At 66.5% G+C, this 22,199-nt stretch carries 16 protein-coding genes; 8 read left to right on the top strand and 8 right to left on the bottom strand.

Going from position 1 to position 22,199, the window contains the following annotated elements; all coding sequences use genetic code 11:
• Positions 1 to 72: 72 nt before the first annotated feature.
• Positions 73 to 792: a helix-turn-helix domain-containing protein gene (locus tag AC07PA_RS14485; RefSeq protein ID WP_494608288.1), complete on the bottom strand. Its 720-nt coding sequence runs from the start codon at positions 790 to 792 to the stop codon at positions 73 to 75.
• A gap of 154 nt (positions 793 to 946) precedes the next feature.
• On the opposite strand from AC07PA_RS14485, the gene AC07PA_RS14480 reads away from it, so the two are divergent.
• From AC07PA_RS14480 to AC07PA_RS14465, 4 genes are all read left to right on the top strand, one after another.
• Entirely contained in the window at positions 947 to 2,497 is a 1,551-nt protein-coding gene (locus AC07PA_RS14480; protein WP_494655378.1) for a PAS domain-containing sensor histidine kinase, read from the top strand.
• The gene (locus AC07PA_RS14475) at positions 2,494 to 3,135 is read left to right on the top strand and encodes a response regulator transcription factor (protein WP_145697512.1); all 642 of its coding nucleotides are present in this window, start codon (positions 2,494 to 2,496) and stop codon (positions 3,133 to 3,135) included. The genes AC07PA_RS14480 and AC07PA_RS14475 overlap by 4 nt, the downstream gene beginning before the upstream one ends.
• A gap of 68 nt (positions 3,136 to 3,203) precedes the next feature.
• Positions 3,204 to 5,312, top strand: a complete 2,109-nt coding sequence (locus AC07PA_RS14470; RefSeq protein ID WP_494608286.1) for a putative bifunctional diguanylate cyclase/phosphodiesterase — start codon at positions 3,204 to 3,206, stop codon at positions 5,310 to 5,312.
• A 728-nt stretch (positions 5,313 to 6,040) separates the two neighbouring features.
• Entirely contained in the window at positions 6,041 to 7,354 is a 1,314-nt protein-coding gene (locus AC07PA_RS14465) for an HD-GYP domain-containing protein (RefSeq protein ID WP_494608285.1), read from the top strand.
• A 434-nt stretch (positions 7,355 to 7,788) separates the two neighbouring features.
• On the opposite strand, the gene AC07PA_RS14460 is transcribed toward AC07PA_RS14465, so the two are convergent.
• The 4 genes from AC07PA_RS14460 to acnA form a co-directional block, all read right to left on the bottom strand.
• A complete protein-coding gene (locus AC07PA_RS14460; RefSeq protein ID WP_494608284.1) occupies positions 7,789 to 8,703 on the bottom strand; it encodes a diguanylate cyclase domain-containing protein in 915 nt (304 codons plus the stop codon).
• Between the two features lie 262 nt (positions 8,704 to 8,965).
• Entirely contained in the window at positions 8,966 to 9,718 is a 753-nt protein-coding gene (locus tag AC07PA_RS14455) for an ABC transporter substrate-binding protein (protein ID WP_494608283.1), read from the bottom strand.
• Positions 9,715 to 10,647 carry a GntR family transcriptional regulator gene (locus tag AC07PA_RS14450; RefSeq protein WP_494608282.1) on the bottom strand — a complete coding sequence of 311 codons (933 nt, stop codon included), beginning with the start codon at positions 10,645 to 10,647 and terminating at the stop codon, positions 9,715 to 9,717. The genes AC07PA_RS14455 and AC07PA_RS14450 overlap by 4 nt, the downstream gene beginning before the upstream one ends.
• 34 nt (positions 10,648 to 10,681) lie before the next feature.
• Positions 10,682 to 13,330, bottom strand: a complete 2,649-nt coding sequence (gene acnA / locus AC07PA_RS14445) for an aconitate hydratase AcnA (RefSeq protein ID WP_494608281.1) — start codon at positions 13,328 to 13,330, stop codon at positions 10,682 to 10,684.
• A 120-nt stretch (positions 13,331 to 13,450) separates the two neighbouring features.
• On the opposite strand from acnA, the gene AC07PA_RS14440 reads away from it, so the two are divergent.
• Positions 13,451 to 14,449, top strand: a complete 999-nt coding sequence (locus AC07PA_RS14440; protein WP_494608280.1) for a Bug family tripartite tricarboxylate transporter substrate binding protein — start codon at positions 13,451 to 13,453, stop codon at positions 14,447 to 14,449.
• A gap of 16 nt (positions 14,450 to 14,465) precedes the next feature.
• Here the strand turns inward: AC07PA_RS14440 and putA are convergent, their stop codons facing one another.
• Positions 14,466 to 18,209: a trifunctional transcriptional regulator/proline dehydrogenase/L-glutamate gamma-semialdehyde dehydrogenase gene (gene putA, locus AC07PA_RS14435; RefSeq protein WP_494608279.1), complete on the bottom strand. Its 3,744-nt coding sequence runs from the start codon at positions 18,207 to 18,209 to the stop codon at positions 14,466 to 14,468.
• A 127-nt stretch (positions 18,210 to 18,336) separates the two neighbouring features.
• On the opposite strand from putA, the gene AC07PA_RS14430 reads away from it, so the two are divergent.
• The 3 genes from AC07PA_RS14430 to rlmD all read left to right on the top strand — a co-directional run bounded on the left by AC07PA_RS14430 (position 18,337) and on the right by rlmD (position 20,730).
• Positions 18,337 to 18,810: an Lrp/AsnC ligand binding domain-containing protein gene (locus AC07PA_RS14430; RefSeq protein WP_494608278.1), complete on the top strand. Its 474-nt coding sequence runs from the start codon at positions 18,337 to 18,339 to the stop codon at positions 18,808 to 18,810.
• Positions 18,811 to 18,894: 84 nt separating this feature from the next.
• Entirely contained in the window at positions 18,895 to 19,197 is a 303-nt protein-coding gene (locus tag AC07PA_RS14425) for a hypothetical protein (protein WP_145698867.1), read from the top strand.
• A 69-nt stretch (positions 19,198 to 19,266) separates the two neighbouring features.
• Positions 19,267 to 20,730, top strand: a complete 1,464-nt coding sequence (gene rlmD, locus AC07PA_RS14420; protein WP_494608277.1) for a 23S rRNA (uracil(1939)-C(5))-methyltransferase RlmD — start codon at positions 19,267 to 19,269, stop codon at positions 20,728 to 20,730.
• Between the two features lie 67 nt (positions 20,731 to 20,797).
• On the opposite strand, the gene AC07PA_RS14415 is transcribed toward rlmD, so the two are convergent.
• Both AC07PA_RS14415 and AC07PA_RS14410 read right to left on the bottom strand, forming a co-directional pair.
• On the bottom strand, positions 20,798 to 21,160 hold the full coding sequence (locus tag AC07PA_RS14415) for a hypothetical protein (protein ID WP_494608276.1): 363 nt from the start codon (positions 21,158 to 21,160) through the stop codon (positions 20,798 to 20,800).
• 111 nt (positions 21,161 to 21,271) lie between these two features.
• On the bottom strand, positions 21,272 to 21,967 hold the full coding sequence (locus AC07PA_RS14410) for a Bax inhibitor-1/YccA family protein (protein WP_007856171.1): 696 nt from the start codon (positions 21,965 to 21,967) through the stop codon (positions 21,272 to 21,274).
• Positions 21,968 to 22,199: the final 232 nt, after the last annotated feature.

Here is a 22,199-nt window from a genome sequence, read left to right as displayed (position 1 = left end):
TTGCGGTATCTCCGTTGCAAGGATACCCAAAAGGCATGCACGACTAATGCCAGTTATCTGCGGGACAGCACACTAGTGCATGGCTCCTTGCGCCTCGTTGCCCAGCAACCTGCCTGCGTCAGCGATGCAAACGTGCCGCTGGCGCACGATCAAAATTCCTTCCTGGGCCAGCCTGGAGAACAGCCGGCTCACGGTTTCGAGCTTCATCCCGAGGTAGGAGCCGATTTCCGCGCGCGTCATGCGCAGCACCAGCTCCGATTCCGAGAATCCGCGCGCATGAAGGCGCTTGACCAGGTTCAGCAGGAAAGTCGCCAGCCGCTCCTGCGCCCGCATGCTGCCCAGCAATAGCATCATCTGGTGCTCGCGAACGATCTCCCGGCTCATCGCCTTGTGCAGATGCTGTTGCATGACGGGCAGTTCACGCGAGAGCTCCGCCAGCCGAGCATAGGGAATCGCGCATACTTCCGAATCTTCGAGCGCCACCGCATTGCCCATATGGCGCTCCGTGACGATCCCGTCCAGGCCCAGCATTTCGCCGGCCATCTGGAATCCGGTCACCTGCTCGTGCCCCGTTTCGGTGGCCAGGCCTGTCTTGAAAAAGCCGCTGCGCACGGTGAAGATGGCATTGAACGCATCGCCGTCACGAAACAGGTGCTCGCCCCGCTTGATCCGGATGCGCCGAATCGACAGCTGGTCCAGGCGCACCCGTTGCAATGGCTCCAGGTCCACGGGAAAGCACACATCGCGTTGTGTGCACTGGGAGCAGGTGGCGGTGGTGGAAGCGTTGGTCATGGTGCAGGTACCCGGTTGGTGCCTTGACTGTAGGCAGCCGGCCAGCATCTGGATGTGGGGAGTTCTCCACTGCGCCTGACGGGAGCTTCGGTCATGTTTCCTTGGCCAACCCAGCCCAACCGAACCTACAATGACCGAAAGAGGGTGGCGCGGCATGGGTGGTGCATCGGTGCATGCGCTGCCTGCCGCCTGGTTCCAACAAGAGGCGTACCTCCATTTGACTGACATGCCGCCACTGCCGAGCGAGGTACAGACCGGGCTTTCCGACAGCGAAGCCCGGCTGAGGGCGTTGTTCGAATCGGCCATGGACGGCATCGTCACGATCGACGCAACGCAGCGCATCGTGCTCTTCAACAAGGCAGCGGAGCGCATGTTCCGCTGCGAGTCTGCGCAAGCGCTGGGCCACCCGATCACCCGCTTCATGCCCCAGCGATTTCGCGGGCAGCATGCGGCCCACGTCGAAGCATTCGGAACCACAGGCATCACCACCCGCCGCATGGGCTCCATCGGGGCCATCAGCGGCCTCAGGGCAGATGGGGAGGAGTTCCCCATCGAGGCATCCATCTCGCAGGTGGAGATTGCGGGTCAGAAGCTCTTTACCGTCATCCTTCGCGACGTCACCGAGCGCGTCCAGGCCGAGCTGCGTCTGCGCGAGCAGCAGGAGACCCTGGCCGCGGTGATCGATGCGGCCAGCGACGCGGTGATCAGTTGCGACGAGGAGGGGCGCATCGTGCTGTTCAACCCGGCGGCCGAACGCATTTTCGGGCGCACCGCCGCCAGCATGCTCAATCAACCGCTGGACTCGCTGATGCCCGAGCGTTATCGCAGCGGGCATGGCGCCGACCTGCATGGGTTTGTCGAATCCAAGGTCACGCGGCGTGCCATGGGCGCTGGCCGTGTCAAAGGCGTGCGCGCCGACGGAGAGGTCCTGGAGCTGGAAGCGTCCATTTCACGTGCGATGGTCAATGGCAAGCTGACCCTCACAGCGATCTTGCGTGATGTCACGCAAAGAGCCCGGGCAGAGGAAGCGTTGCTGCGCTACCAGAGTGAGTTGTCGGATCTGGCGCAGCAGCTCATGCACCAGGAAAAGGAGACGACACAGCGGCTCGCTCAGGCCCTGCACGACCAGCTCGGCCAGACGCTCACCGCGATCAGGCTCACTTTTGATGCAACCCCCATGGGGGCTCAGGAGGTTCAAGCCGGTGGGAAGGCCAGGCAGCAACTGGGTGGCCTGATCGACCAGGCGATCAAGCAGGTGCGTCAGGTCCTGGTGGATCTTCGCCCACCATTGCTGGACGATGACGGACTTGCAGCAGCCCTGGACAATGAATTGAGGTCACGCGACCTCACCCTTCCGGGCATCGACCTGTTGCTTGAAGTCGAGCCTGAGGTCGCTCGCATGCGATGGCCAGCCGATGCAGAGTACGCCGCCTTCATGGTCGCTCGGGAGGCCACCTCCAACGCCGTGCAGCATGCGAAAGCGACCCTTGTGAGGGTTGTTTTGACAGGGGATGAAGGCCAGTTTCGGATCGATGTAGTGGATGATGGCCAGGGCTGGGCCCTGGATACGCAGATCGCTCGCCCAGGGCACCTGGGTGTGGTGGGCATGCGCGAACGCGCGCTTGCCACGGGCGCCCGCTTCAGTATCGCGCCGAACCCCGCAGGCGGCACCATTGTGCGGCTTGAGTGGGGAGGGCGCCCATGAGCAGACTTTATCTGGTGGACGATCACCTCATGGTTCGGGAAGGGCTGCGGGCGGTGCTGCAGATCGCGGGCCATGAAGTGGTCGGTGAGACGGCTGATCCCACCGTTGCCGTTGCCGACATCCAACGGTTGATGCCGGAGGTGCTGCTCCTGGACTTGAGCCTGGGGGGGCGGTCCGGATTCGAAGTGCTGGCCGACTTGCAGCGCCGCGCGCTGAGCGTGCGGACCGTGATGCTCACCATGTCGGCGCAGCCCCAGCATGTAGCCGAGTCGTTGCGCATGGGGGCTGCGGGCTATGTGTTGAAGGGCGCGCCCTCCAGCGAGGTGCTGCGCGCCATCGAGGTGGTGTTGCAGGGGCGCCGCTACCTTGGCCAGGAGGTGGCGGATCTGGCCGTGCAGGCCCTGACGGCGGATACAGATGTCGATCCTTTCGCGGCGCTGTCGCCCCGCGAGCGGCAGATCGTCGTCATGGTGGTCACAGGGCTGTCCAGTGCTGCCATCGGCCGAGAACTGCACCTCTCGCCCAAGACCGTGGATACCTACCGCAGCCGCCTCATGGGCAAGCTGGGAACCGCCAATGTGACCGCGCTGGTGCGTCTCGCAATGCGCCATCAATTGCTCGGGACGGACGTGCAATAGTCCGCATAAGGGGCTGCCACCCATTGGTGCGGTTGCCCTGATTGGCCGTCTGACATCGGCTGCGAAAGATGGCCAGCGTGCTGGCGCGTGTCGAGCTTCCCCCCACCCAGTCCATCAAGACTTCCCCACAGACCGGCCGGCCGGCCGTTTCTACACTGAACCATCTGGAGCGCGATCTGCTCGCTCCCGGTTCCTCTGCAAGGAAACATATGGCCGAGCAACACACTATCTCCATCGACGCACATGGCGCCCACCCGGCTTTTGGCACGGAGGTGGTCGGCATGCTGCTGCAGGCCATGCGGGAATCGCCCGCGCCGATGGTGTTGACCGAACCTGACGGATGCATTCTCAAGGTGAATGAGGCGTTTGAATGCGCTACCGGCTATGCAATGAACGAACTCGTCGGGCGCAGTCCGAGCATGCTGCGATCTGGGCTGCAGGGGCGCAGCTTCTACAGCACCATGTGGGCATCTCTGGGCAGCCAGGGGCGCTGGCAAGGCGAAATCTGGAACCGCCGCAAGGACGGCCAGTTGTCGCATGAGTATCTGACCATCGTCACGCTGCGTGGGTCGGATGGCGTGGCCGCCTACCATCTGGGCACTTATGCAGAGCAAGGGGCTCAGCTGACAGGCAGCGGTAGCGCGAGACGGGACGCCGCCACGGATGCCACCACGGGTTTGCTCAGCCGCAAGGCATTCACCGAGGCCGCCGACCTCCTGAGCGAGAAGGCCGATGTCGTCCATGTCCTCGCGCTGGACATCGATGGCTTCACGGAACTCAATGAGCTGCACGGACTTGCCTCTGGCGATGCTGTGCTGCGCCAGATGGCACTGCGGTGCACGGAGGTCGCCGCTGCCGATGGCCGGCCTGCGGTGGTCGCTCGCGTGGGACCGGATGAGTTCGCGATCGCGTTGGCCGACTCGAATGCTGACAGCGGCGATGTGGTTCAGTCGTTCGCATCGCGCCTGTATGCGAAGACGGCCCTGGCTTTCGACCTCGGCGAGGGAAAGCACATACAGATCTCGGTCAGCGTGGGCCTGTCATCGTTGGCGCGGGGTTGCGCAAGCGCTGCCGAAGCCCTGCTCCATGCATCGGCCGCCCGTCAGGAGGCCGTGCCAGGTTTGCCCACGCTGCAGTGCTATGAAGCGCAAGATGGACAGCGCCGCATGGCGCTTGCATTGCGCGATGCGGTGCGCCTGAACCAGATCACGGTAGCGTACCAACCCAAGGTGGATCTGGCTTCGGGGCAGTTGTCGGGTGTCGAGGCCCTGGCCCGATGGGTACTGCCCGATGGCAGCAGTATTTCTCCCGGCGAATTCATACCACTGGCCGAGCGCCGTGGCCTGATTGGGCTGATTGGCGACAGCGTGTTGGAGCAGGCGCTGGCGCAACTCTCGTCCTGGCAGGCGCAGGGTCTGGCGGCGCCTGTGGTGGCTGTTAATTTCTCTGCGCTGCAGTTTCAGCGGCAGAACTACGTGCAGCACGTTGCACTGGCGCTCGACCGCCACGGCATTCCTGCCCGGTTGCTCGAAATCGAGCTGACCGAATCATTGCTGTTTGGCGATATCGACGCCGTCATGCAATCGCTGAAGTCGTTTCGCAACCTGGGGGTGACGCTCAGTATCGACGACTTCGGCACGGGCTATTCCTCCTTGGCCTACCTGCGTCGCTTTCCGGTGCAGTATCTGAAGATCGATCGGCAGTTCGTCTCGGCGATGGAGGACGACGCGAGCGCGTGCGAGATTGTGCGCCTCATTGTGGACATGGCCCACCGGCTGAATTTGCGCTGCATCGCCGAGGGGATTGAAACCGAAGCCCAGTTGAAGTTGCTCCAGTCGATGGGATGCGACGAGGGGCAGGGCTTTCTGCTTTCACGCCCACTGGATGCTTCGGCCACGCTGTCTGTCGTCTCTGGTCACCTTCCTTGGGCACCGATTTTCGGATCGGGGCGCGCGGAAATGGAGGAGGTTGACCTGGATCAACTTGCCAAGCGAACAAGCGCCTCACAATCGGACCCTGCGCGTTGCAAAGGCGACATTGCTGATGGTTTATTCACGGAGAGGCCTTTCCAGGACATGCGAGCTGTAGCCGATACCTCTGGCGCCGCGCTGGAGCTCTTTCAGGAAAGCCAGTCCAGCGCCCCACCCTTGAGGAGCGAGTTGTGCCGGACAGGATGAACTCTGCCAGGCAGAACGCTGCCCCGCGCAGGATTTTGACGGTGCTACCGACCCGCAGGCGCAGGGAAGCTGTGCAGGCTGTTTGTCGAGTCCGCGATCCTACCTGTGTCATCACCGACCTTTCGAGTGTGACGGACGCGGTGCTGGTGCTCTTGAGCGAGCCCGTCGATGTGATCGTCGTGGACATGGGCCTCGCCGGTGACATGCTTGGGGTGCTCCAGCACCATGCACGCCGCTCAGCTCCGAAAGCGAAGATGGCTCTGTTCCGAACCGACCCGAACACTCGCAGCACGGCCCCTGGCACCTTGTCACAGGAGAATTCTTGGGCAGAGATGGAAATGACTCTTGATCGATTGCTTTTCGAGCACTGAGCATGCAGGAATCCACAAGGCAAAAGCGTTCGCCTTCCCTTCCCTGATGGATGCCGCTCTGCAGGACGTGCGAGACCGAAGAAAACTGCTGTGGAATCGCCGAAGTCGGCCGCATCGAGACCAGAAGGGATATGCCGCTTCTTGATATCGCCTTTGTTACTTGGGGCTAGTGTCCTGTCCCGCAAATAAATGCCCATAAAACCGCGTCTTTCACGCCAGGGCAGCGTTGCAAATCCTCGCGACAGCTACGGCTATCGCTGCGGTTTGCGCCTTGCTTTGGCGCGAAATACATCGGTTTTACCTTTGGGCTCTTTTTACGGGACAAAGCACTGGTCAATATTGCCAGGCAGCGACCAAATGACTTTGACTACAGATGCAGTTTTGAAGCCGGATGCCGCTTCCCACTATTTGCGCGCGCTGACAGACATGGCCGACAAACGTGTAGTGCTGGCGGGCGCATCGATTTATGCAGACAACGGTGTCAAGTTGGTGGACAAGGGGACGCGCATCGACAGCCGCCTGTACGACCGTTTGGTGCGACACAAGTTGCGCGAACCCATAGACCAGCACCTGTCCGTCGAGAACCCAGTGGATGTGGACGCACTACTCATAGCTGGCAAAGACCTGGTCGAGCAGGACGTGCTGTGCGCCATGCTTACCGATGCGGCAGGCTCCGCAGCGCGGTTGCTGGCGCCACTTCGAGGGCTGGTCATTCCCGCTCCCGTCGCCTGCAAGCTCACGGTGATGCGCGACAAGCGACCCGCACTCTACTTGCACAGCGTGCGCATGGTGGTGGTGGCCGTTTTCCTGGGAACCAAGAGCGGCATCGCAGAGCGCGATCTGTGCACGTTGGCGGCCGCAGCCCTGCTGCACGATCTGGGCGTACTGCATATGGACCCTGCCTGGAGCGACCCGCACTTCAAAGCCGTCGGCGCTCAGCGCAAGCACCTGATTGCGCATCCTGTCTCTGCCATGCTGATGGTGCGAGATACACAGTTTTACGCCAAGGAAGCCGAGACGGCGGTCCTGGAACACCACGAGCGCATGGACGGCAGCGGCTACCCGCGCGGCCTGGCTGGGGCCGAGATCTCGCCCATGGGCCGCATCCTGCTGCTGGCCGAGGTGGTGTCTGCCTTTTTCGAAAAGTACGAGGACATGCCGGCGCAGCGCCTATCGCTGATGCTGCGGCTGAACCATCGAAAGTTCCCTTCAGGCCTGGTGGCACACGTCTTGCCCCTGCTGCAGGAAGAGGTGGCCCGTGAGTCGGCCCTGATGCCCCTGGGCAATGATGCCCCGCGCCAGGCCGCGTTGCTGGCAGAAGCCTTCATCAAATGGGACGAGCTCAAAGCCGCACTGCTCCCTGCCCTGCCCGAGGCCTTGTCTCCCGCCAGCGCCTTCACGTTTGCCGACGCGCGGCTGGTGGCGCTGCAAAGGGCCCTGGTGGAAGCAGGTTCCCATCCCCAGCACCAGGCGGACCTGATGGATCATTTGCAAGGCGACGCGATCGGCATGGCCGAGTTGGCCTTGGTGGGACGCGAGGCGATTTTTCAGCTGCAAGGCCTGCTCAATGCATGCCACCGCCGCTGGCCGGAGCTGGAGGCGCGTACCAACCCGGGCGATGCAGCCGTGGCCAACTGGTGCGACTGGGCGGTAGATGCGCTAGCGCGCTGACTCAAACCGAGGGCAAACGAGTCGCCATTGCTGGAACGCAAAGTCAACCTCTGGCCCTTCGGTCGTGGGCGAGCGCTTTTTTGTATGGGTCACCCTGGAACGCGCTCGTTGCAAGGTTGAATCGGCTGCCAAGCGGGCGCTGCGCACAATGCTGGATCTAGGGGGTACAGAGGAGCGGTTGCCGCAAACCTCACCGTAGGTTGAGGATTTGACGGCTCTCCGTGTTTGCCCAAAGTTGTTGCCCGACTCGCCCATTGTTCGCTTGCAAACGGCTGCTGCTCCCCGCCCCGAACATGCCCGACAACTCGTTCACCAGGATCTGGATCGGAGGCTTGACCGCTGGAGTGGTCGGTTCGAACTCAACGACTGGAAGCCAGTGCTGTCAGTGCCACTCAAAGCTAGGCACACTGCGTTTGGTGACGTGCAGACGTGGCTCAGAGATGTCTGGGCGCCGCTATCAAATCCGACATCCCGGGCGTGAACACGATGCTGCGCCCCCGGCCCTGTGCCTTGGCGTGGTACATGGCGAGGTCGGCGCAACGCATCAATGTGTCGGGCTCCTGTGCGTCCACAGGGTACATGGCGATACCCAGGCTGCAGCCTGTCTGGACTGTAATGCCGTCGACGATGCGAGGGAGTGAGAGCGCAGCAACCAGCTTGTCGGCTACCGCGACTGCGTCCGAAAGCTGTTCGACCTCCCGCAGCAAAATCACAAACTCGTCGCCGCCAATGCGCGCAACGACATCGCTGGCACGCACTTGCGCTGTCAGACTCCCAGCCACATCGACCAGCAGCTTGTCTCCAACGGCGTGCCCGAAGGTGTCGTTGACTGACTTGAAGCCATCAAGGTCCAGCAACAAAAGTGCGATCCGCCTGCCTGCGCGTTCTGCATGCGCAATGGCTTGACGCAGGTATTCACCCAACAGCCAGCGATTGGTCAGACCCGTCAGCGCGTCGTGCGTTGCCTGGTGCTGCAGTTGCCGCTCTGACTGTTTGGTCTCGCTCGTATCCCGGACAAAAGCGATCGTGCCGACATGGCCTTCAGCATCCAGACGGCTCAGTGCGATGTCTATCGGTACCCTCGCACCGTCCTTGCGCAGCAGGGTCAGGTTCCCCATGGTCCCCATGGGTCGGCGTTGGGGGTCGAGCGCATAGCGCTGCCTGTTTTCCACATGCAATCGGTGCAGATCGGTTGGCAGGAAGAGCTCGACGGACTTTCCAAGCAGTTCATGGCGCTGGTAGCCTGACAGCGTGCACAGCGCCTCGTTGGCAAGCACGATGGTGCCGCTGTCCGATACGAACAGGATGCCATCGGGCGCCTGAGTGACGATGAGCTCGGAAATGTTCATGGGGGAGGGATCTGGGGGGCTCGCCTGGGCGGTGCGCCGGCACCGTTCTTGCCCGGAGGCCTTCCCATGGTCGGTCAAGTGCAGGTTCCCCAGCGTGACCTGCATCAAGATGTGTTCGTGCGGGTCTCACGGCGCTGCTCAATGGAGGCGGGCGCCCATTTCCGGGTGCAGTGGGCAAGTTGATCGAATGATTGCCGCACACCGGAGGTGCGCCGTTGGTTGCTCACTTCATGGCGATGGGCCTTGCCCCAAGGCGGCGCTTTCAGTCCTGCCTTTGCTCGGCTGGTGCAACGGAAGCGCCCTCGATGCCATGCCTGGCCAGCGCCTGCGCGACAAAGCCGCTGGCTTTCACCTCCTCGACAAAGGCCCCCAGGAACCGGACCGCGGCCGCATCCCGGGAGCGCGGCAGGCCCATGGCCTGCTGGATCACCATGAAGCGCCCGGGCAGCAGGCGCAAGCCGGCGATGCGCTGTGCATCGGCCTGCAGCTGCTGCTTCACGCCGGCCGCGACATCCAGGTGCTGTTCCACGAAGGTGTCCACCACCGTGGGCGAGGTGGGGGCGCGCACGATCTGCGCATGCCGGATTTCCCGTGTGAGGTACAGGTCGTAGGCGCTGCCCTTGCCGACCGTGATGGTCTGGCCAGGGCGGTCCACGTCCTCGTTGTTGTGCAGCGGCGAGGCATCGCGCACCAGGTAGGCGCCTTCGATCAGCACGTAGGGCGCGGTGAAGGCGATGCCCGCACCCCGCACCGGGTCGATCGCGAAGAAGCCGATGTCGGCCCTTTCCTCGGTGACCACGTCCACCGACTTGCCCGCCGCGTCGACGACGACGAGCTCGAGCCCGATGCCCAGCCGGTGGGCGAAGGCATGGGCCAGGTCCACCGAGACGCCCGCGGCCTGGCCGTCGCCGTCGCGGCGCGCGAGGATGGGGTTGCCCAGGTTGATGGAGGCGCGCAGCACGCCGGCGGGCGCGACGGCGCGGACGATGTCGGGGGATGCGGCAGCAGGGTTCATGGTGTTTTGGAAGGGGGTTGCGGAGCGGCGGGGCGGGCCTGCAGGATGGCGCTGATCTGCGCCAGGTTGCGCAGCGTGCTGGACAGGTGTTCGCGCATCGCCAGCGATGCCTCTTCGTTGCGCTCGTGCTCCAGCAGTTGCAGGATGTGCAGGTGCTGCTCGCAGTGCTGCTGGTAGCGGCTGCGGTCTTTCATCGAGCGGTACGAGAGCAGGCGGCGCACGCGGTTGACGCGGCGGATGGTGTCGATGAAGAAGGCATTGCCCGAGGCCTCGATCAGCGACTCATGGAAGCGCACGCCCCGGTCGTGCAACTGGTCGGCCGTGTCGGTGGCGATGCCGCCCTGCAGCAAATGCATTTCGGCGGCGCGGCAGCGCGCAAGCACCTGGGCGTCGAGCCTGTAGCCCGGCTCCAGCAAGGCCGCCGGCTCCAGCGCCAGGCGCAGCCGGTAGGACTGCAGCAGGCTGTCGGGCGTGGTCAGCATGGAGGTGAACTCCCAGCCGTAGCCCGGTTTGCGCTCGGCCCAGCCCTCCTGGGCGATGCGGCCCAGCACGGCGGTGAACTGGCCCAGCGTGAGCTGGTAGCGTGCGCGCAGGGCCGTTTCGGTGATGCTGTCCGGCAACAGGCCGCGCAGCCGGTCCTCGGCGATGCGAAAGTAGGCTGTGCCCACGGCGTCGGTCTCGGACACACCGATCTCCTCCAGTGTCTCGCTGGACAGGTCCGTGGGCAGGGCCGCCAGGAAGTAGCCGCGGTTGCGCTCGCGCGACAGCACGCCCTTGTCCGCCAGCAGTTGCAGTGCGTCGTTGATGGGCGAGCGCGACACGCGCAGGCGGTCGGCCAGCCCCTGGGCCTTGAGGTGCGTGCCCAGCGCCCACTGCTCGGACTGGGCGAGCGCGATGATCTGGGCCGGAATGGTGGATTCGGTCTTCATGGGGACCGATTTTCCACGCCCGGCGCCCGCGGACCTACGCTGCGACCGGTGTTTTCGCATGAGCGGCCATCGTCTGGCGCAGGATCAGCGGGATCACGCCGCCGTTGCGCAGCAGTTCCACTTCGAGCTGGGTCTCCACCACCGCGGTGGTCACCAGGGTCTCGCGCGTGCCGTTGGCGCGCAAGATCTCCACGGGTACCTGGCAGCGCGGGTCAAGTCCCTGGGCCGGGGCGTCCACCGCGATGCGGTCGCCCGGCTGCAGGGCCAGTGTGTCGGGGCCGACACCCCGGGCAAAGCGCAGCGGCAGGATGCCCATGCCCACCAGGTTGGAGCGGTGGATGCGCTCGAAGCCCATGGCCAGCACGGCGCGTATGCCCAGCAGCCGCTGGCCCTTGGCCGCCCAGTCGCGCGAGGAGCCCGCGCCATAGCGTTCGCCGGCCACCAGCACCACGGCGTGGCCTTCCTCGCGGTAGCGCGCTGCCGCTTCCCAGATCGGCAGCACCTCGCCGCTGGGTGCGTGCAGGGTGTGGGCCACGGGCGCGCCGGGGGCCAAGCGGTTCACCAGTGTCTTGCTGTGGAAGGCCGCGCGCAGCATCACTTCCCAGTTGCCGCGCCGCGAGGCGAAGACGTTGAGGTCGTTGCGGTCATCGCCGCGCGCCACCAGGAAGTCGGCCACCAGGCTGTCGGGCGGAATGGCGCTGGCGGGGGAGATGTGGTCGGTGGTGATGTCGTTGCCGACCACCAGCAGCGGGTAGGCCGTGTAGCGGCCCAGCTGGCTGCCTTGGTCGAGAGAGGCGAACGGCGGGCGCCGCAGGGCCGTGGACGCCGGGTCCCAGGGAAAGCGCGGCGTGGCCGGCGCGTCCAGCCGGTGCCACAGCGGCGACTGGCTGGCGATGCGGAAGTCGCGTGCGAAGTCGGGTGCCTGCACTGCCTGCGCGGTGATGCGGGCGACCTCCCCGTGGCTGGGCCAGAGGTCGCGGAGGAACACCTGGCGCCCGTCGGCCAGGGTCTGGATCGGTTCTTCGCGCAGGTTGCGCTCGGCATCGCCGGCCAGCGCGAAGGCGATGACCAGCGGGGGCGACATGAGAAAGCCCAGGTCCAGGTCGGGGTGCACGCGCCCGGGGAAGTTGCGGTTGCCCGAGATCGCCGCCACCGGGCGGATGCGGCCCTGCGCCAGCTCGCTGCGGATGATCTCGGGCAGGGGGCCGGGGTTGCCGATGCAGGTGGTGCAGCCATGGCCGACGATGTCGAAACCCACGGCCGACAGGTCGTCCAGCAGGCCGGCGCGCTTCAGGTACGAGGCGGCGGCCGGAGAGCCGGGCCCGAGCGAGGTCTTGACCCAGTGGGGCACCTGCATGCCCAGCGCGCGCGCCTTGCGCGCCACCAGGCCGGCGGCGATCAGCAGGGCCGGGTCCGAGGTGTTGGTGCAGCTGGTGATCGCGGCGATGGCGATGGCGTGGCGCGGCAGCCCGGCGCCGGGCCCGGCGTCCGCCCGCGGTGTGAAGCCGATGGCGTGCAGCACGCGCGCTGCATCGCCGTGGTCGAGCAGGTCCTGCGGCCTTTGCGGGCCGGCGATGTGCATGCCCACCGTGGCCAGATCCACCTCGATGCGGCGCGTGAAGGTCGGCTCGGCCCCGGGGTCGAACCACAGGCCTGCAAAGTGCAGATAGGCCTCGGCCCGCCGTACGTGTGCCGCGCTGCGGCCCGTGCCGAGCAGGTAGGCGGTGGTCTGGCTGTCCACCGGGAAGAAACCGGTCGTGGCGCCGTACTCGGGTGCCATGTTGGCCACCACGCTGCGCTGGCCTGCAGTCAGCGTGGACACGCCCGGGCCGTAGAACTCGACGAACTCGCCCGACACCCCGATTGCGCGCAAGCGCTGTGTCACGGTCAGTGCCAGGTCCGTCGCCAGCACGCCGGGCGCCAGGGCGCCGGTGAGCTTGACGCCGATGACGTCGGGTATGCGCAGCATGGTGGGCATGCCGAACATCACGGTCTGCGCCTCCAGCCCGCCCACGCCCCAGCCCAGCACGCCGATGCCGTTGACCATGGGCGTGTGGCTGTCGGTGCCGATCATCATGTCGGGCAGGGCCCAGCGCACGCCGCCCCGGACCTCGGTGGTGACCACCGTCGCCAGTTGCTCCAGGTTGATGGTGTGCATGATGCCCGTGCCCGGGGGGTGGATGCGCACCCCATCGAGCACCGCGGCTGCCCAGCGCAGGAAGCGGTAGCGCTCGCCGTTCCTGCGGATTTCGTGCTCCAGGTTGCGCGCCAGGGCATCGCGCCGGGCATGGATCTCGACGGCCAGCGAGTGGTCCACCGAGACATCGACCGGCAGCCCGGGGTTCAGCACTGCGGGGTCGACACCGGCCTCTGCCAGCGCGTCGCGCATGCCCGCGATGTCCACCAGCGCCGGGGTGCTGGTCGTGTCATGCATCAGCACGCGGCCCGGCTGGAAGGCGATTTCAGCCGTGCTGGTACCGGTGTCCAGCCAGGCGAGCAGGGCATCGACGGCGGCGTCCCTCTCCGCCCCCTGCATGTTGCGCACGGCGTTCTCCAGCAGCAGGCGCAGTACCACCGGCAGGCGCGCCAGGCGCGGACCGAACAGGGCCGGCAGATCCACGGCGTGCAGCACCTCTCCGTCGACCTCGAATTGCCCGGAAGGGCAGGCATTGGTGTTTTCCATAGGTTCTATTTTTGCATATTACGACCGTAAAATGCAATTAAGCGCAAACCCGAAGTGCCCGAAGCGCACTTGAAGGAGCGCCGGCCCGCACACCCCTCACCTATGGATGGAGAACAGACCATGCACCGCACGCACCCCACATGGACCCGAAGGACGGCGATCGCCGCTGCGCTGCTTGCCTGCGCAGCGCCGGGCCTCGCCCACGCGCAGCAAGGGGCGGCGCCCTACCCGGCAAAGGCCATCACGATCATCGTGCCCTTCGCCGCGGGCGGTAATACGGACGTCAAGACACGCCTGGTGGCGCAGCAGCTCTCGGCCATCCTGGGCCAGCCGGTGGTCGTGGACAACAAGCCGGGGGCCAGCGGCAACATCGGCACGGAAATGCTGGCCCGCGCCGCGCCGGACGGTTACACCATCGGCATGGGCAGCTTCGGCCCCCTGGCGGTGAATCCCTGGATCTATCCCAAGCTGAACTTCGCGCCCGAGAGCCTGGTTCCGATCATCCTGCTGGAGAAGAGCCCGCTGGTGCTCTCGACCCCCGCCAGCAAGCCGTACAAGACGGTCGCCGACATCGTCACGGCAGCGAAGAAGGCCCCGGGTTCGCTGAACATTGCCAACGCGGGGCCCGGGGGCGCACACCATCTTTCGGCGGAGCTGTTCGAAAGCACCGCAGGCATCGACATGGTGGGCATTCCGTTCAAGGGCGGCGGCCCTGCCGCCACCGCACTGCTGGCCGGGCAGGTGGACCTGATGTTCGAGCAGACGGGCGCAGCGCTGCAGTCCATCAAGGCCGGCAAGATCCGGCCCATCGCCGTCACCTCGGCCAAGCGCCTGTCGACCCTGCCGGACACGCCCACCTTCGCGGAGCTCGGCTACCCGCAGGTGACCGTGTCCAACTGGATGGGCTACGTCGCGCCCAAGGGAACCCCGCCGGCGATCGTGGCCCGGCTGCATGAAGCCTTCGCCAAGGCGATCGAGCGGCCCGAGGTCAAGGACATCATCCAGTCGCAGAACAACGAGTTCGGCGGCGGAACCCGCGAGGACTTCGCCCGCTTCATCGCCAGCGAGAGCGAGCGCTGGTCCAAGCTCATCAAGGAGCGCAACATCTCCATCGAGTGAGCGCGCTCCACAAAGCTCAGCCGATGGTCATCAGGCTCGCATTGCCGCCCGCCGCCGCCGTGTTCACGCTCAGCGCGCGCTCGATCACCAGGCGCTCCAGCGGCACGTCGGTGCTGCCGGGCTGCAGGGCCGTGACGGCGACGATGGGGCCGGGGCGGCGCGCCAGCTGCTCGCAGGTGCTGCGCAGGGCCTCGGGGCCGCCGTGGTGCAGCACAGCCGCCAGTTCGGTGCCGCCATCGGCGAGTGCATTGCCGGCGGTCACGATGCGCGCCTGCACCTCGGCGGGCAGGGTGGTGCGCAGGGCGGTGTGGGCATCGCTCCACACGGCCTTGCCGCCGCTGGCCAGCACGGCGGCCAGTTGGGTCAGTACGTCATCCTCGGCAGAGGCGATGCACAGCACCGTGGCGCGGGGCAGCAGGCTGTAGACATTGCGCTCGCCCGTGGGGCCGGGCAGGGTGCGCGCCGTGCCGCTTTGGCTTTCGCCGGCAAAGCGGCGGCAGGTGGCGGCCAGGGTGGCCTGGTTGCCCATCTGCGCCCAGCGTTCCAGCGCACGCAGCGGCATCAGCAACTGGTCGCGTGCAGCCAGGTCGGGCGGGGCGGCGCGGTCGGCGGCGGCTAAGGTCCGTGCCAGCGCGTCGGCCGGGCGCTCGGCCAGCAGGCGCAGCAGGTACAGGGGGCCACCGGCCTTGGGCCCGGTGCCCGACAGGCCTTCGCCCCCAAAGGGCTGCACGCCCACCACGGCGCCCACCATGTTGCGGTTGACGTAGACGTTGCCGGCGTGCGCGCGGTCCACCACGCGGGCGATGGTTTCGTCGATGCGGGTGTGCACGCCCTGGGTCAGGCCGTAGCCGGTGGCGTTGATCTGGTCGAGCAGCTGGTCCAGGTCCTGGCGGGCATAGCGCACCAGGTGCAGCACGGGGCCGAAGACCTCGCGCTGCAGCTCGCTGATGCTGTTCAGCTCGATCAGCGTGGGCGGCACGAAGGTGCCCTGCGCAGCCTCGGCAGCATCGCTGCGGCAGTGCTGGAATACACGGTGGCCACGGCCCTTGAAGGCCTCGATGTGCCTGTGGATGCCGCCTTGGGCTTCCGCGTCGATCACCGGGCCCACGTCCACCGCGAGGGCACCGGGGTTGCCCATGCGCAGCTCGCCCATGGCGCCCTGGAGCATCTCGACCACGCGGTCAGCGGCATCCTCCTGCACGCACAGCACGCGCAGGGCCGAGCAGCGTTGGCCCGCACTGTCGAAGGCCGACGAGACCGCATCGGTGACCACCTGTTCCACCAGGGCCGAGGAATCCACGATCATGGCGTTCTGCCCGCCCGTCTCGGCGATCAGCGGGATGGGGCGGCCAGCGGCATCGAGCCGGCCCGCAATGGTCTTTTGCAGGATGCGCGCCACCTCGGTGGAGCCGGTGAACATGGCACCCATCACCCGGGCATCGCCGATCAGGCGCGCGCCCACGGTCTCGCCCTGGCCGGGCAGCAGCTGCACCGCGCCGCGCGGTACGCCGGCCTGCCACAGCAGGCGCACGGCTTCGGCGGCGACGAGCGGCGTCTGCTCGGCCGGCTTGGCCAGCACCGTGTTGCCGGCGGCCAGCGCCGCGGCCACCTGGCCCATGAAGATGGCCAGCGGAAAGTTCCAGGGGCTGATGCAGGCCACGGGGCCCAGCGGGAGGTGCGTGGCGTTGTCGAAGGTGGTGGCGACCTGGGCCGCGTAGTAGCGCAGGAAGTCCACGGCCTCGCGCACCTCGGCGATGGCGTTGCTGGCGCTCTTGCCGGCCTCGCGCATCAACAGGCCCATCAGCGGCTGCAGGCGCTCTTCGAGCAGGTCGGCCGTGCGCTGCAGGGCGGCAGCGCGCTCGGCGGGGGCGGTGGCGGCCCAGGCGGGTGCCGCCTGCTGTGCGTGCTTCAGTGCCTGGTCCACGTCGTCGGCCGTGGCCTCCTGCACCTGGCCGACCACGTCGCGCAGGTCGGCAGGGTTGCGTACCGGGGTGGTGGGGCCGGCGGGGGCATCGGTGGCCAGGAGCGGGCCGGCCTTCCAATCGTGCAGCGCACTGGCCTGCAGGGTGGCGCCCAGTTGCGCCAGCGTGGCGTCGCTGGCGATGTCGAGGCCTTGCGAGTTGGCGCGGCCATGGCCGTACAGCGCCCCTGGCAGCGGGATGCGCGGGTGGGGCAGGCCGGCGGTGCCTTCGCGGGCGGCGGTTTCGTCCACCACCTGAACGGGGCTGCGCACCAGTTCGGCCAGGGCGATGGTCTCGTCGGCGATGCGGTTCACGAAGGAGGTGTTGGCGCCGTTCTCCAGCAGGCGGCGCACCAGGTAGGCCAGCAGCGTCTCGTGCGTGCCCACCGGGGCGTAGATGCGGCAGGGCCGGCCCAGCTTGCCGGCGGTGACGGCGCCCACTACCTGCTCGTACAGCGGCTCGCCCATGCCGTGCAGGCACTGGAACTCGTACTGGCCCGCGTAGTAGTTGCTGCCCGCCAGCTGGTAGATGGTGGCCAGGGTCTCGGCGTTGTGCGTGGCGAACTGGGGGTACACGGCCTCGGGCGCGGCCAGCAGCTTGCGCGCGCAGGCCACGTAGGAGATGTCGGTGTGCACCTTGCGCGTGTAGACCGGGTAGTCGGCGAGGCCGTCGATCTGGGCGCGCTTGATCTCGCTGTCCCAGTAGGCGCCCTTGACCAGGCGCACCATGAGGCGGCGGCGCGTGCGCCGGGCCAGGTCGATCACGAAGTCGATGACGTAGGGGCAGCGCTTCTGGTAGGCCTGGATCACGAAGCCGATGCCGTTCCAGCCTGCCAGACTCTCGGCGTGGCACAGGCGCTCCAGCAGGTCGAGCGAGATCTCCAGCCGGTCGGCCTCCTCGGCGTCGATGTTGATGCCGATGTCATAGCTCCTGGCCAGCTCGGTCAGGCGCAGCACCAGGGGGTAGAGCTCGTCCATCACGCGGCCGAACTGCGCGCGGCTGTAGCGCGGGTGCAGGGCCGACAGCTTGATCGAGATGCCCGGGCCCTCGTAGATGCCGCGCCCGGCCGATGCCTTGCCGATGGCGTGGATGGCCTGCTCGTAGGAGGCGTAGTAGCGCTCGGCATCGGCGCTGGTCAGCGCGGCCTCGCCCAGCATGTCGTAGGAATAGCGAAAGCCCTCGACCTCCATGCGGCGCGCGTTGGCCAGGGCCTCGGCAATGGTTTCGCCGGTGACGAACTGCTCGCCCATCATGCGCATGGCCATGTCCACGCCCTTGCGGATCAGCGGCTCGCCGCCCCGACCGATCAGCCGGCCCAGCGATGCGCCCAGGCTGCCCTCGCTGTGCGTGGCCACCAGCTTGCCGGTGATCAGCAGGCCCCAGGTGGCGGCATTGACGAACAGCGAGGGGCTCTTGCCCAGGTGCGGCTCCCACTGGCCGTTGCTGATCTTGTCGCGGATCAGCGCGTCGCGCGTGGCCGCATCGGGGATGCGCAGCAGCGCCTCGGCCAGGCACATCAGGGCCACGCCCTCCTGGGACGAGAGCGAGAACTCCTGCAGCAGCCCCTGCACGATGCCGGCCCGGCCGGTGCCGGCCTTGCGCTGGCGCAACGCGCCCGCAATGCGCAGTGCCAGTTGCTGCGCGGCCGCGGCCACCTCCTGCGGCACGCGGGCCTGCTCCAGCAGCGGTGCCAGGGCCTCGGGTTCCGGGCGGCGGCAGGCCGCGGTGATGGCCGCGCGCAGCGGGTTGGCCAGCGGGGTGCGCGGGGCGAAGTCGGCAAAGGCGGCGGAATGGGTCATGGCGGCGTCTTGGTGAGAGAAGTTCGGGGCAAACGGCTGTCTGCCCCACTGAAACGGATCATCTCTGGACTTGCGATGAATAAATGTTCGAAAATTGGCCAATCGAACGAATGAATCACTAGACTCAATGACCAACGTTGCCGATCTGGACCGTATCGACCGCCGGATCCTGTCGATCCTGCAGGAAGACGGGCGCATTGCCAACCTCAAGCTGGCCGAGGCCGTGGCCCTGTCGCCCACTGCGGTGCTGGCGCGCGTGCAGCGGCTCACGCGCGACGGCTTCATCCTGGGCTACGAGGCGCGGCTGAACCCGCTCAAGCTGGGCGCCGGCATGCTGGTTTTCGTCGAGGTGCTGCTCGACCGCACCACGCCGAATGTGTTCGACCAGTTCAAGGCCGCCGTGCAGGTGCACCCCGAGATCATGGAGTGCCACATGGTGGCGGGGGGGTTCGACTACCTGCTCAAGACCCGCTCGGCCGACATGAACGCCTACCGCGTGTTTGCTGGCGACGTGCTGTGGCAGCTGCCGGGCGTGCGCGAAACGCGCACCTATGCGGTGATGGAAGAGGTCAAGCACACCAACCACCTCGTGCTGCGGTAGGCACGCGCGCAACGCCTGCATTGGCGAGCGCCCTGCAAGCCCGCATAATGGGTGCAATACCCGAAAGTCGCAGGAGGAGTTCTCATGTCCGCATTCAAATTCGCCGCAGCGGCCCTGGTGGCCGCCTGCTTCAGCCAGACCGCCTCCGCTGCCTGCTACGTGGTCTACAGCCCGGCCAAGGAAATCATCTACCGCTCGCCCGAGCCACCGGTGGACATGTCCTACCAGATCCACGAAGTGCTGCCCCGCGTGGCGCCCGGCAGCACGCTGGTGTTCACGCTGGACAACCATGGCTGCGACCTGCGCATCAACGAGTTGCCCCGCTTTGCACCAGCCCGCATGACCGGCCCCGGTGGCCGCCGCGCACCGCGCGCCGACCGCGGCTGATTGCGCCCTCTCTTCCTGCCGGCCGCAAGGGGCGGCGGGACGGTTCGCCGCCTCTGAGACAATCAGGGGATGAGCGAACCCAAAGAATTGTCCCCCTCGTATGAACCCGCCCAGCAGGAAGCGGGAGAACTGCCGGAAGGCTGGCTGTCCGTGCAATCCCTGGACCTCGAAGCCCAGGGCGTGGCCCGCAGGCCCAATGGCAAGGTGGTCTTCATCGACGGCGCGCTGCCGTTCGAATACGTCACCGCCAACACCCACCGCAAGAAGAACAACTGGGAGCAGGCCAGCCTGACGGCGATCCACCGCGAATCGTCGCAGCGCGTGCGCCCGGGCTGCCAGCACTTCGGCCTGCATGCCGGGGCCTGTGGCGGCTGCAAGATGCAGCACCTGCACGTGGGCGGGCAGGTGGCGGTCAAGCAGCGCGTGCTCGAAGACAACCTGTGGCACCTGGGCAAGGTGCGTGCCGAGATGGTGCTGCGCCCCATCGAGGGCCCGGCCTGGGGTTACCGCTACCGCGCGCGCCTGTCAGTGCGCCACGTCATCAAGAAGGGCACGGTGCTGGTGGGTTTCCACGAGCGCAAGAGCCGCTATGTGGCCGACATGCAGACCTGCCCGGTGCTGCCCCCGCATGTGGACGCGATGCTGATGCCCATGCGCGCGCTGATCGCCTCCATGGACGCGCGCGACACCTGCCCGCAGATCGAGCTGGCCTGCGGCGACAGCGTGACCGCGCTGGTGCTGCGCCACCTGGAGCCGCTGAGCGCGGACGACCTGGCCCGGTTGCGCGACTTCGCAGCCGCCCACCAGGTGCAATGGTGGCTGCAGCCCAAGGGTCCCGAGACCGTGAAGCTCATGGAGGAGGGCGGCGAGCAGTTGTCCTATGCGCTGCCGGACTTCGGCATCACCATGCCCTTCAAGCCCACCGACTTCACGCAGGTGAACCCACACATCAACCGCGTGCTGGTGACGCGCGCGCTGCGCCTGCTCGACGTGCAAAAGCACGAGCGCGTGATCGACTGGTTCTGCGGCTTGGGCAACTTCACGCTGCCCCTGGCCACCCAGGGCCGCGAGGTGCTGGGCATCGAGGGCAGCGAGACGCTGGTGGCGCGCTCGCGCGAGAACTACCGGCTCAACCAGGGCCTGGTTGCCGAAGGCGGCAAGGCGCTGGCGCCCACCGATTTCGTGGCCCGCAACCTGTTCGAGATGACGCCCGAGATGCTGATCGCCGACGGCTCGGCCGAGAAATGGCTGGTGGACCCGCCACGCGAAGGCGCCTTCGCGCTGGCCAAGGCGCTGGCGGACATCGAGCAGGCCCGCATTGGTGCCGAAGGGGCTGCGCCGCTGCCGGCCGGGGCTGAGAACTGGACCGCGCCCAAGCGCATCGTCTACGTGAGCTGCAACCCCGCCACGCTGGCGCGCGACGCCGGCCTGCTGGTGCACCTGGGCGGTTACCGCTGCACGGCGGCCGGCATGGTCAACATGTTCCCGCACACGGCGCACGTGGAGAGCATGGCGGTGTTCGAGCGGGATTGAGGCCGGGGAACATCACCCGCCGCGAAGCGCAAAGGGGCCCGAGGGCCCCTTTGTCGTCTTGGTCGGTTCAATGCTCGGCGGGCGCGGAGGCCTTCGCTGCCGCACGCTTGGGCGCCGGCTCGGGCGGCTTGGTGACCACCGCAGGCGTGCCTTCGATCTTGTTGTCGCGCATGTACTGGTCCATCTCCTTCCATCCATCGAAGACCGCCGCCTTGGGGGCCTTGGGATTGAGGGTGTAGCAGTCCTCCACGCCGCGCAGTGCGTGGCGGCAGGCCCCGCCAATGGCCCGGGCCTCGGTATCCTTCTGCTGGGCTTCGTTCAGTCCCAGGCTGGCAGTGATCTTGTCGCACCCGGCCAATGCCAGCAGGGCGGCAGAGACGGCCAGGAGGCGCAGGACAGGCAGGGAGGCGGAAAGGAGGGTAGAGCGCATGTAGTTCCATTATCGGCAGCAGCTCGCCTGGGTTGAGGGTTGACCACGGCCCGCGGTCAACAAAAAGGCTCCCGAAGGAGCCTTTTTGAGGGGGCGCAGCGCGAAAGAAGCTCAGTCCTTCTCGCCGCCCATGATGCCCAGCAGGGCCAGCAGGCTCTGGAACACATTGAAGATGTCCAGGTACAGGGCCAGGGTGGCGCTGATGTAGTTGGTCTCGCCGCCGTCCAGGATCTGCTTCAAGTCATACAGCATGTAGGCGCTGAAGATGCCGATGGCAGCCACCGAGATGGCCATCATGCCGGCCGAGGAGCCGACGAAGACGTTGATGATGGCGCCGACCATGAGCACCAGGGCGCCCACCATGAGCCATTTGCCCATGCCCGAGAGGTCGCGCTTGATCACGCTGGCCAGGGTGGCCATGACCAGGAACACGCCTGCGGTGCCGGCAAATGCGGTCATCACCAGGTCGGTGCCGTTCTTGAAGCCCAGCACCATGCCGATCATGCGCGAGAGCATCAGGCCCATGAAGAAGGTGAAGGCCAGCAGCACGGGCACGCCGGCGGCAGAGCGCTTGGTCTTTTCGATCGCGTACATGAAGGCGAACGCGCCGCCCAGGAACACGATCAGGCCCACGCCGCCGCGCAGCGACTGCGTGATGCCCGTGGCGACGCCGATCCAGGCGCCCAGCACGGTGGGGATCATGCTCAGTGCGAGCAGCCAATAGGTATTGCGCAGCACCTTGTGGCGCTCTTCCTGCGAAATGCCATAGCCCGCCGAATGGTTCAGGGTGGTGACTTGGTCATTCATCTGTATCTCTCCTTGTGCCTGCACGGTACAGGCTTGGACAAATTCTAGGTGGAGGCGTTCCCCCCAATGGCAATACCCGCACCGGCCAACGGGCTTGCCATGGGCGGTGCAGAGGGCGGTGGCGTGAGGGATTGCGCTGTCCCCGGTCACTATTCTTTCGCCCCAGGCACAGTTGGTGGCCCCGCCGGGAGCCGCTATGCTTGCCGGTTTCCATCCCTGGGGGCGCGTTGGC

The sequence above is a fragment of the Acidovorax sp. GW821-FHT09B03 genome (assembly GCF_059418305.1).
The sequence above is the reverse complement of the archived record's forward strand: the minus strand, read 5'-3'. Positions and strand labels throughout refer to the sequence as shown.

Excerpts from the sequence above, each read along its gene's own strand:
- AC07PA_RS14485 (WP_494608288.1), bottom strand. The coding sequence starts at position 792 with ATGACCAACGCTTCCACCACCGCCACCTGCTCCCAGTGCACACAACGC.
- AC07PA_RS14480 (WP_494655378.1), top strand. The coding sequence starts at position 947 with ATGGGTGGTGCATCGGTGCATGCGCTGCCTGCCGCCTGGTTCCAACAA.
- AC07PA_RS14475 (WP_145697512.1), top strand. The coding sequence starts at position 2,494 with ATGAGCAGACTTTATCTGGTGGACGATCACCTCATGGTTCGGGAAGGG.
- AC07PA_RS14470 (WP_494608286.1), top strand. The coding sequence starts at position 3,204 with ATGGCCAGCGTGCTGGCGCGTGTCGAGCTTCCCCCCACCCAGTCCATC.
- AC07PA_RS14465 (WP_494608285.1), top strand. The coding sequence starts at position 6,041 with ATGACTTTGACTACAGATGCAGTTTTGAAGCCGGATGCCGCTTCCCAC.
- AC07PA_RS14460 (WP_494608284.1), bottom strand. The coding sequence starts at position 8,703 with ATGAACATTTCCGAGCTCATCGTCACTCAGGCGCCCGATGGCATCCTG.
- AC07PA_RS14455 (WP_494608283.1), bottom strand. The coding sequence starts at position 9,718 with ATGAACCCTGCTGCCGCATCCCCCGACATCGTCCGCGCCGTCGCGCCC.
- AC07PA_RS14450 (WP_494608282.1), bottom strand. The coding sequence starts at position 10,647 with ATGAAGACCGAATCCACCATTCCGGCCCAGATCATCGCGCTCGCCCAG.
- acnA (WP_494608281.1), bottom strand. The coding sequence starts at position 13,330 with ATGGAAAACACCAATGCCTGCCCTTCCGGGCAATTCGAGGTCGACGGA.
- AC07PA_RS14440 (WP_494608280.1), top strand. The coding sequence starts at position 13,451 with ATGCACCGCACGCACCCCACATGGACCCGAAGGACGGCGATCGCCGCT.
- putA (WP_494608279.1), bottom strand. The coding sequence starts at position 18,209 with ATGACCCATTCCGCCGCCTTTGCCGACTTCGCCCCGCGCACCCCGCTG.
- AC07PA_RS14430 (WP_494608278.1), top strand. The coding sequence starts at position 18,337 with ATGACCAACGTTGCCGATCTGGACCGTATCGACCGCCGGATCCTGTCG.
- AC07PA_RS14425 (WP_145698867.1), top strand. The coding sequence starts at position 18,895 with ATGTCCGCATTCAAATTCGCCGCAGCGGCCCTGGTGGCCGCCTGCTTC.
- rlmD (WP_494608277.1), top strand. The coding sequence starts at position 19,267 with ATGAGCGAACCCAAAGAATTGTCCCCCTCGTATGAACCCGCCCAGCAG.
- AC07PA_RS14415 (WP_494608276.1), bottom strand. The coding sequence starts at position 21,160 with ATGCGCTCTACCCTCCTTTCCGCCTCCCTGCCTGTCCTGCGCCTCCTG.
- AC07PA_RS14410 (WP_007856171.1), bottom strand. The coding sequence starts at position 21,967 with ATGAATGACCAAGTCACCACCCTGAACCATTCGGCGGGCTATGGCATT.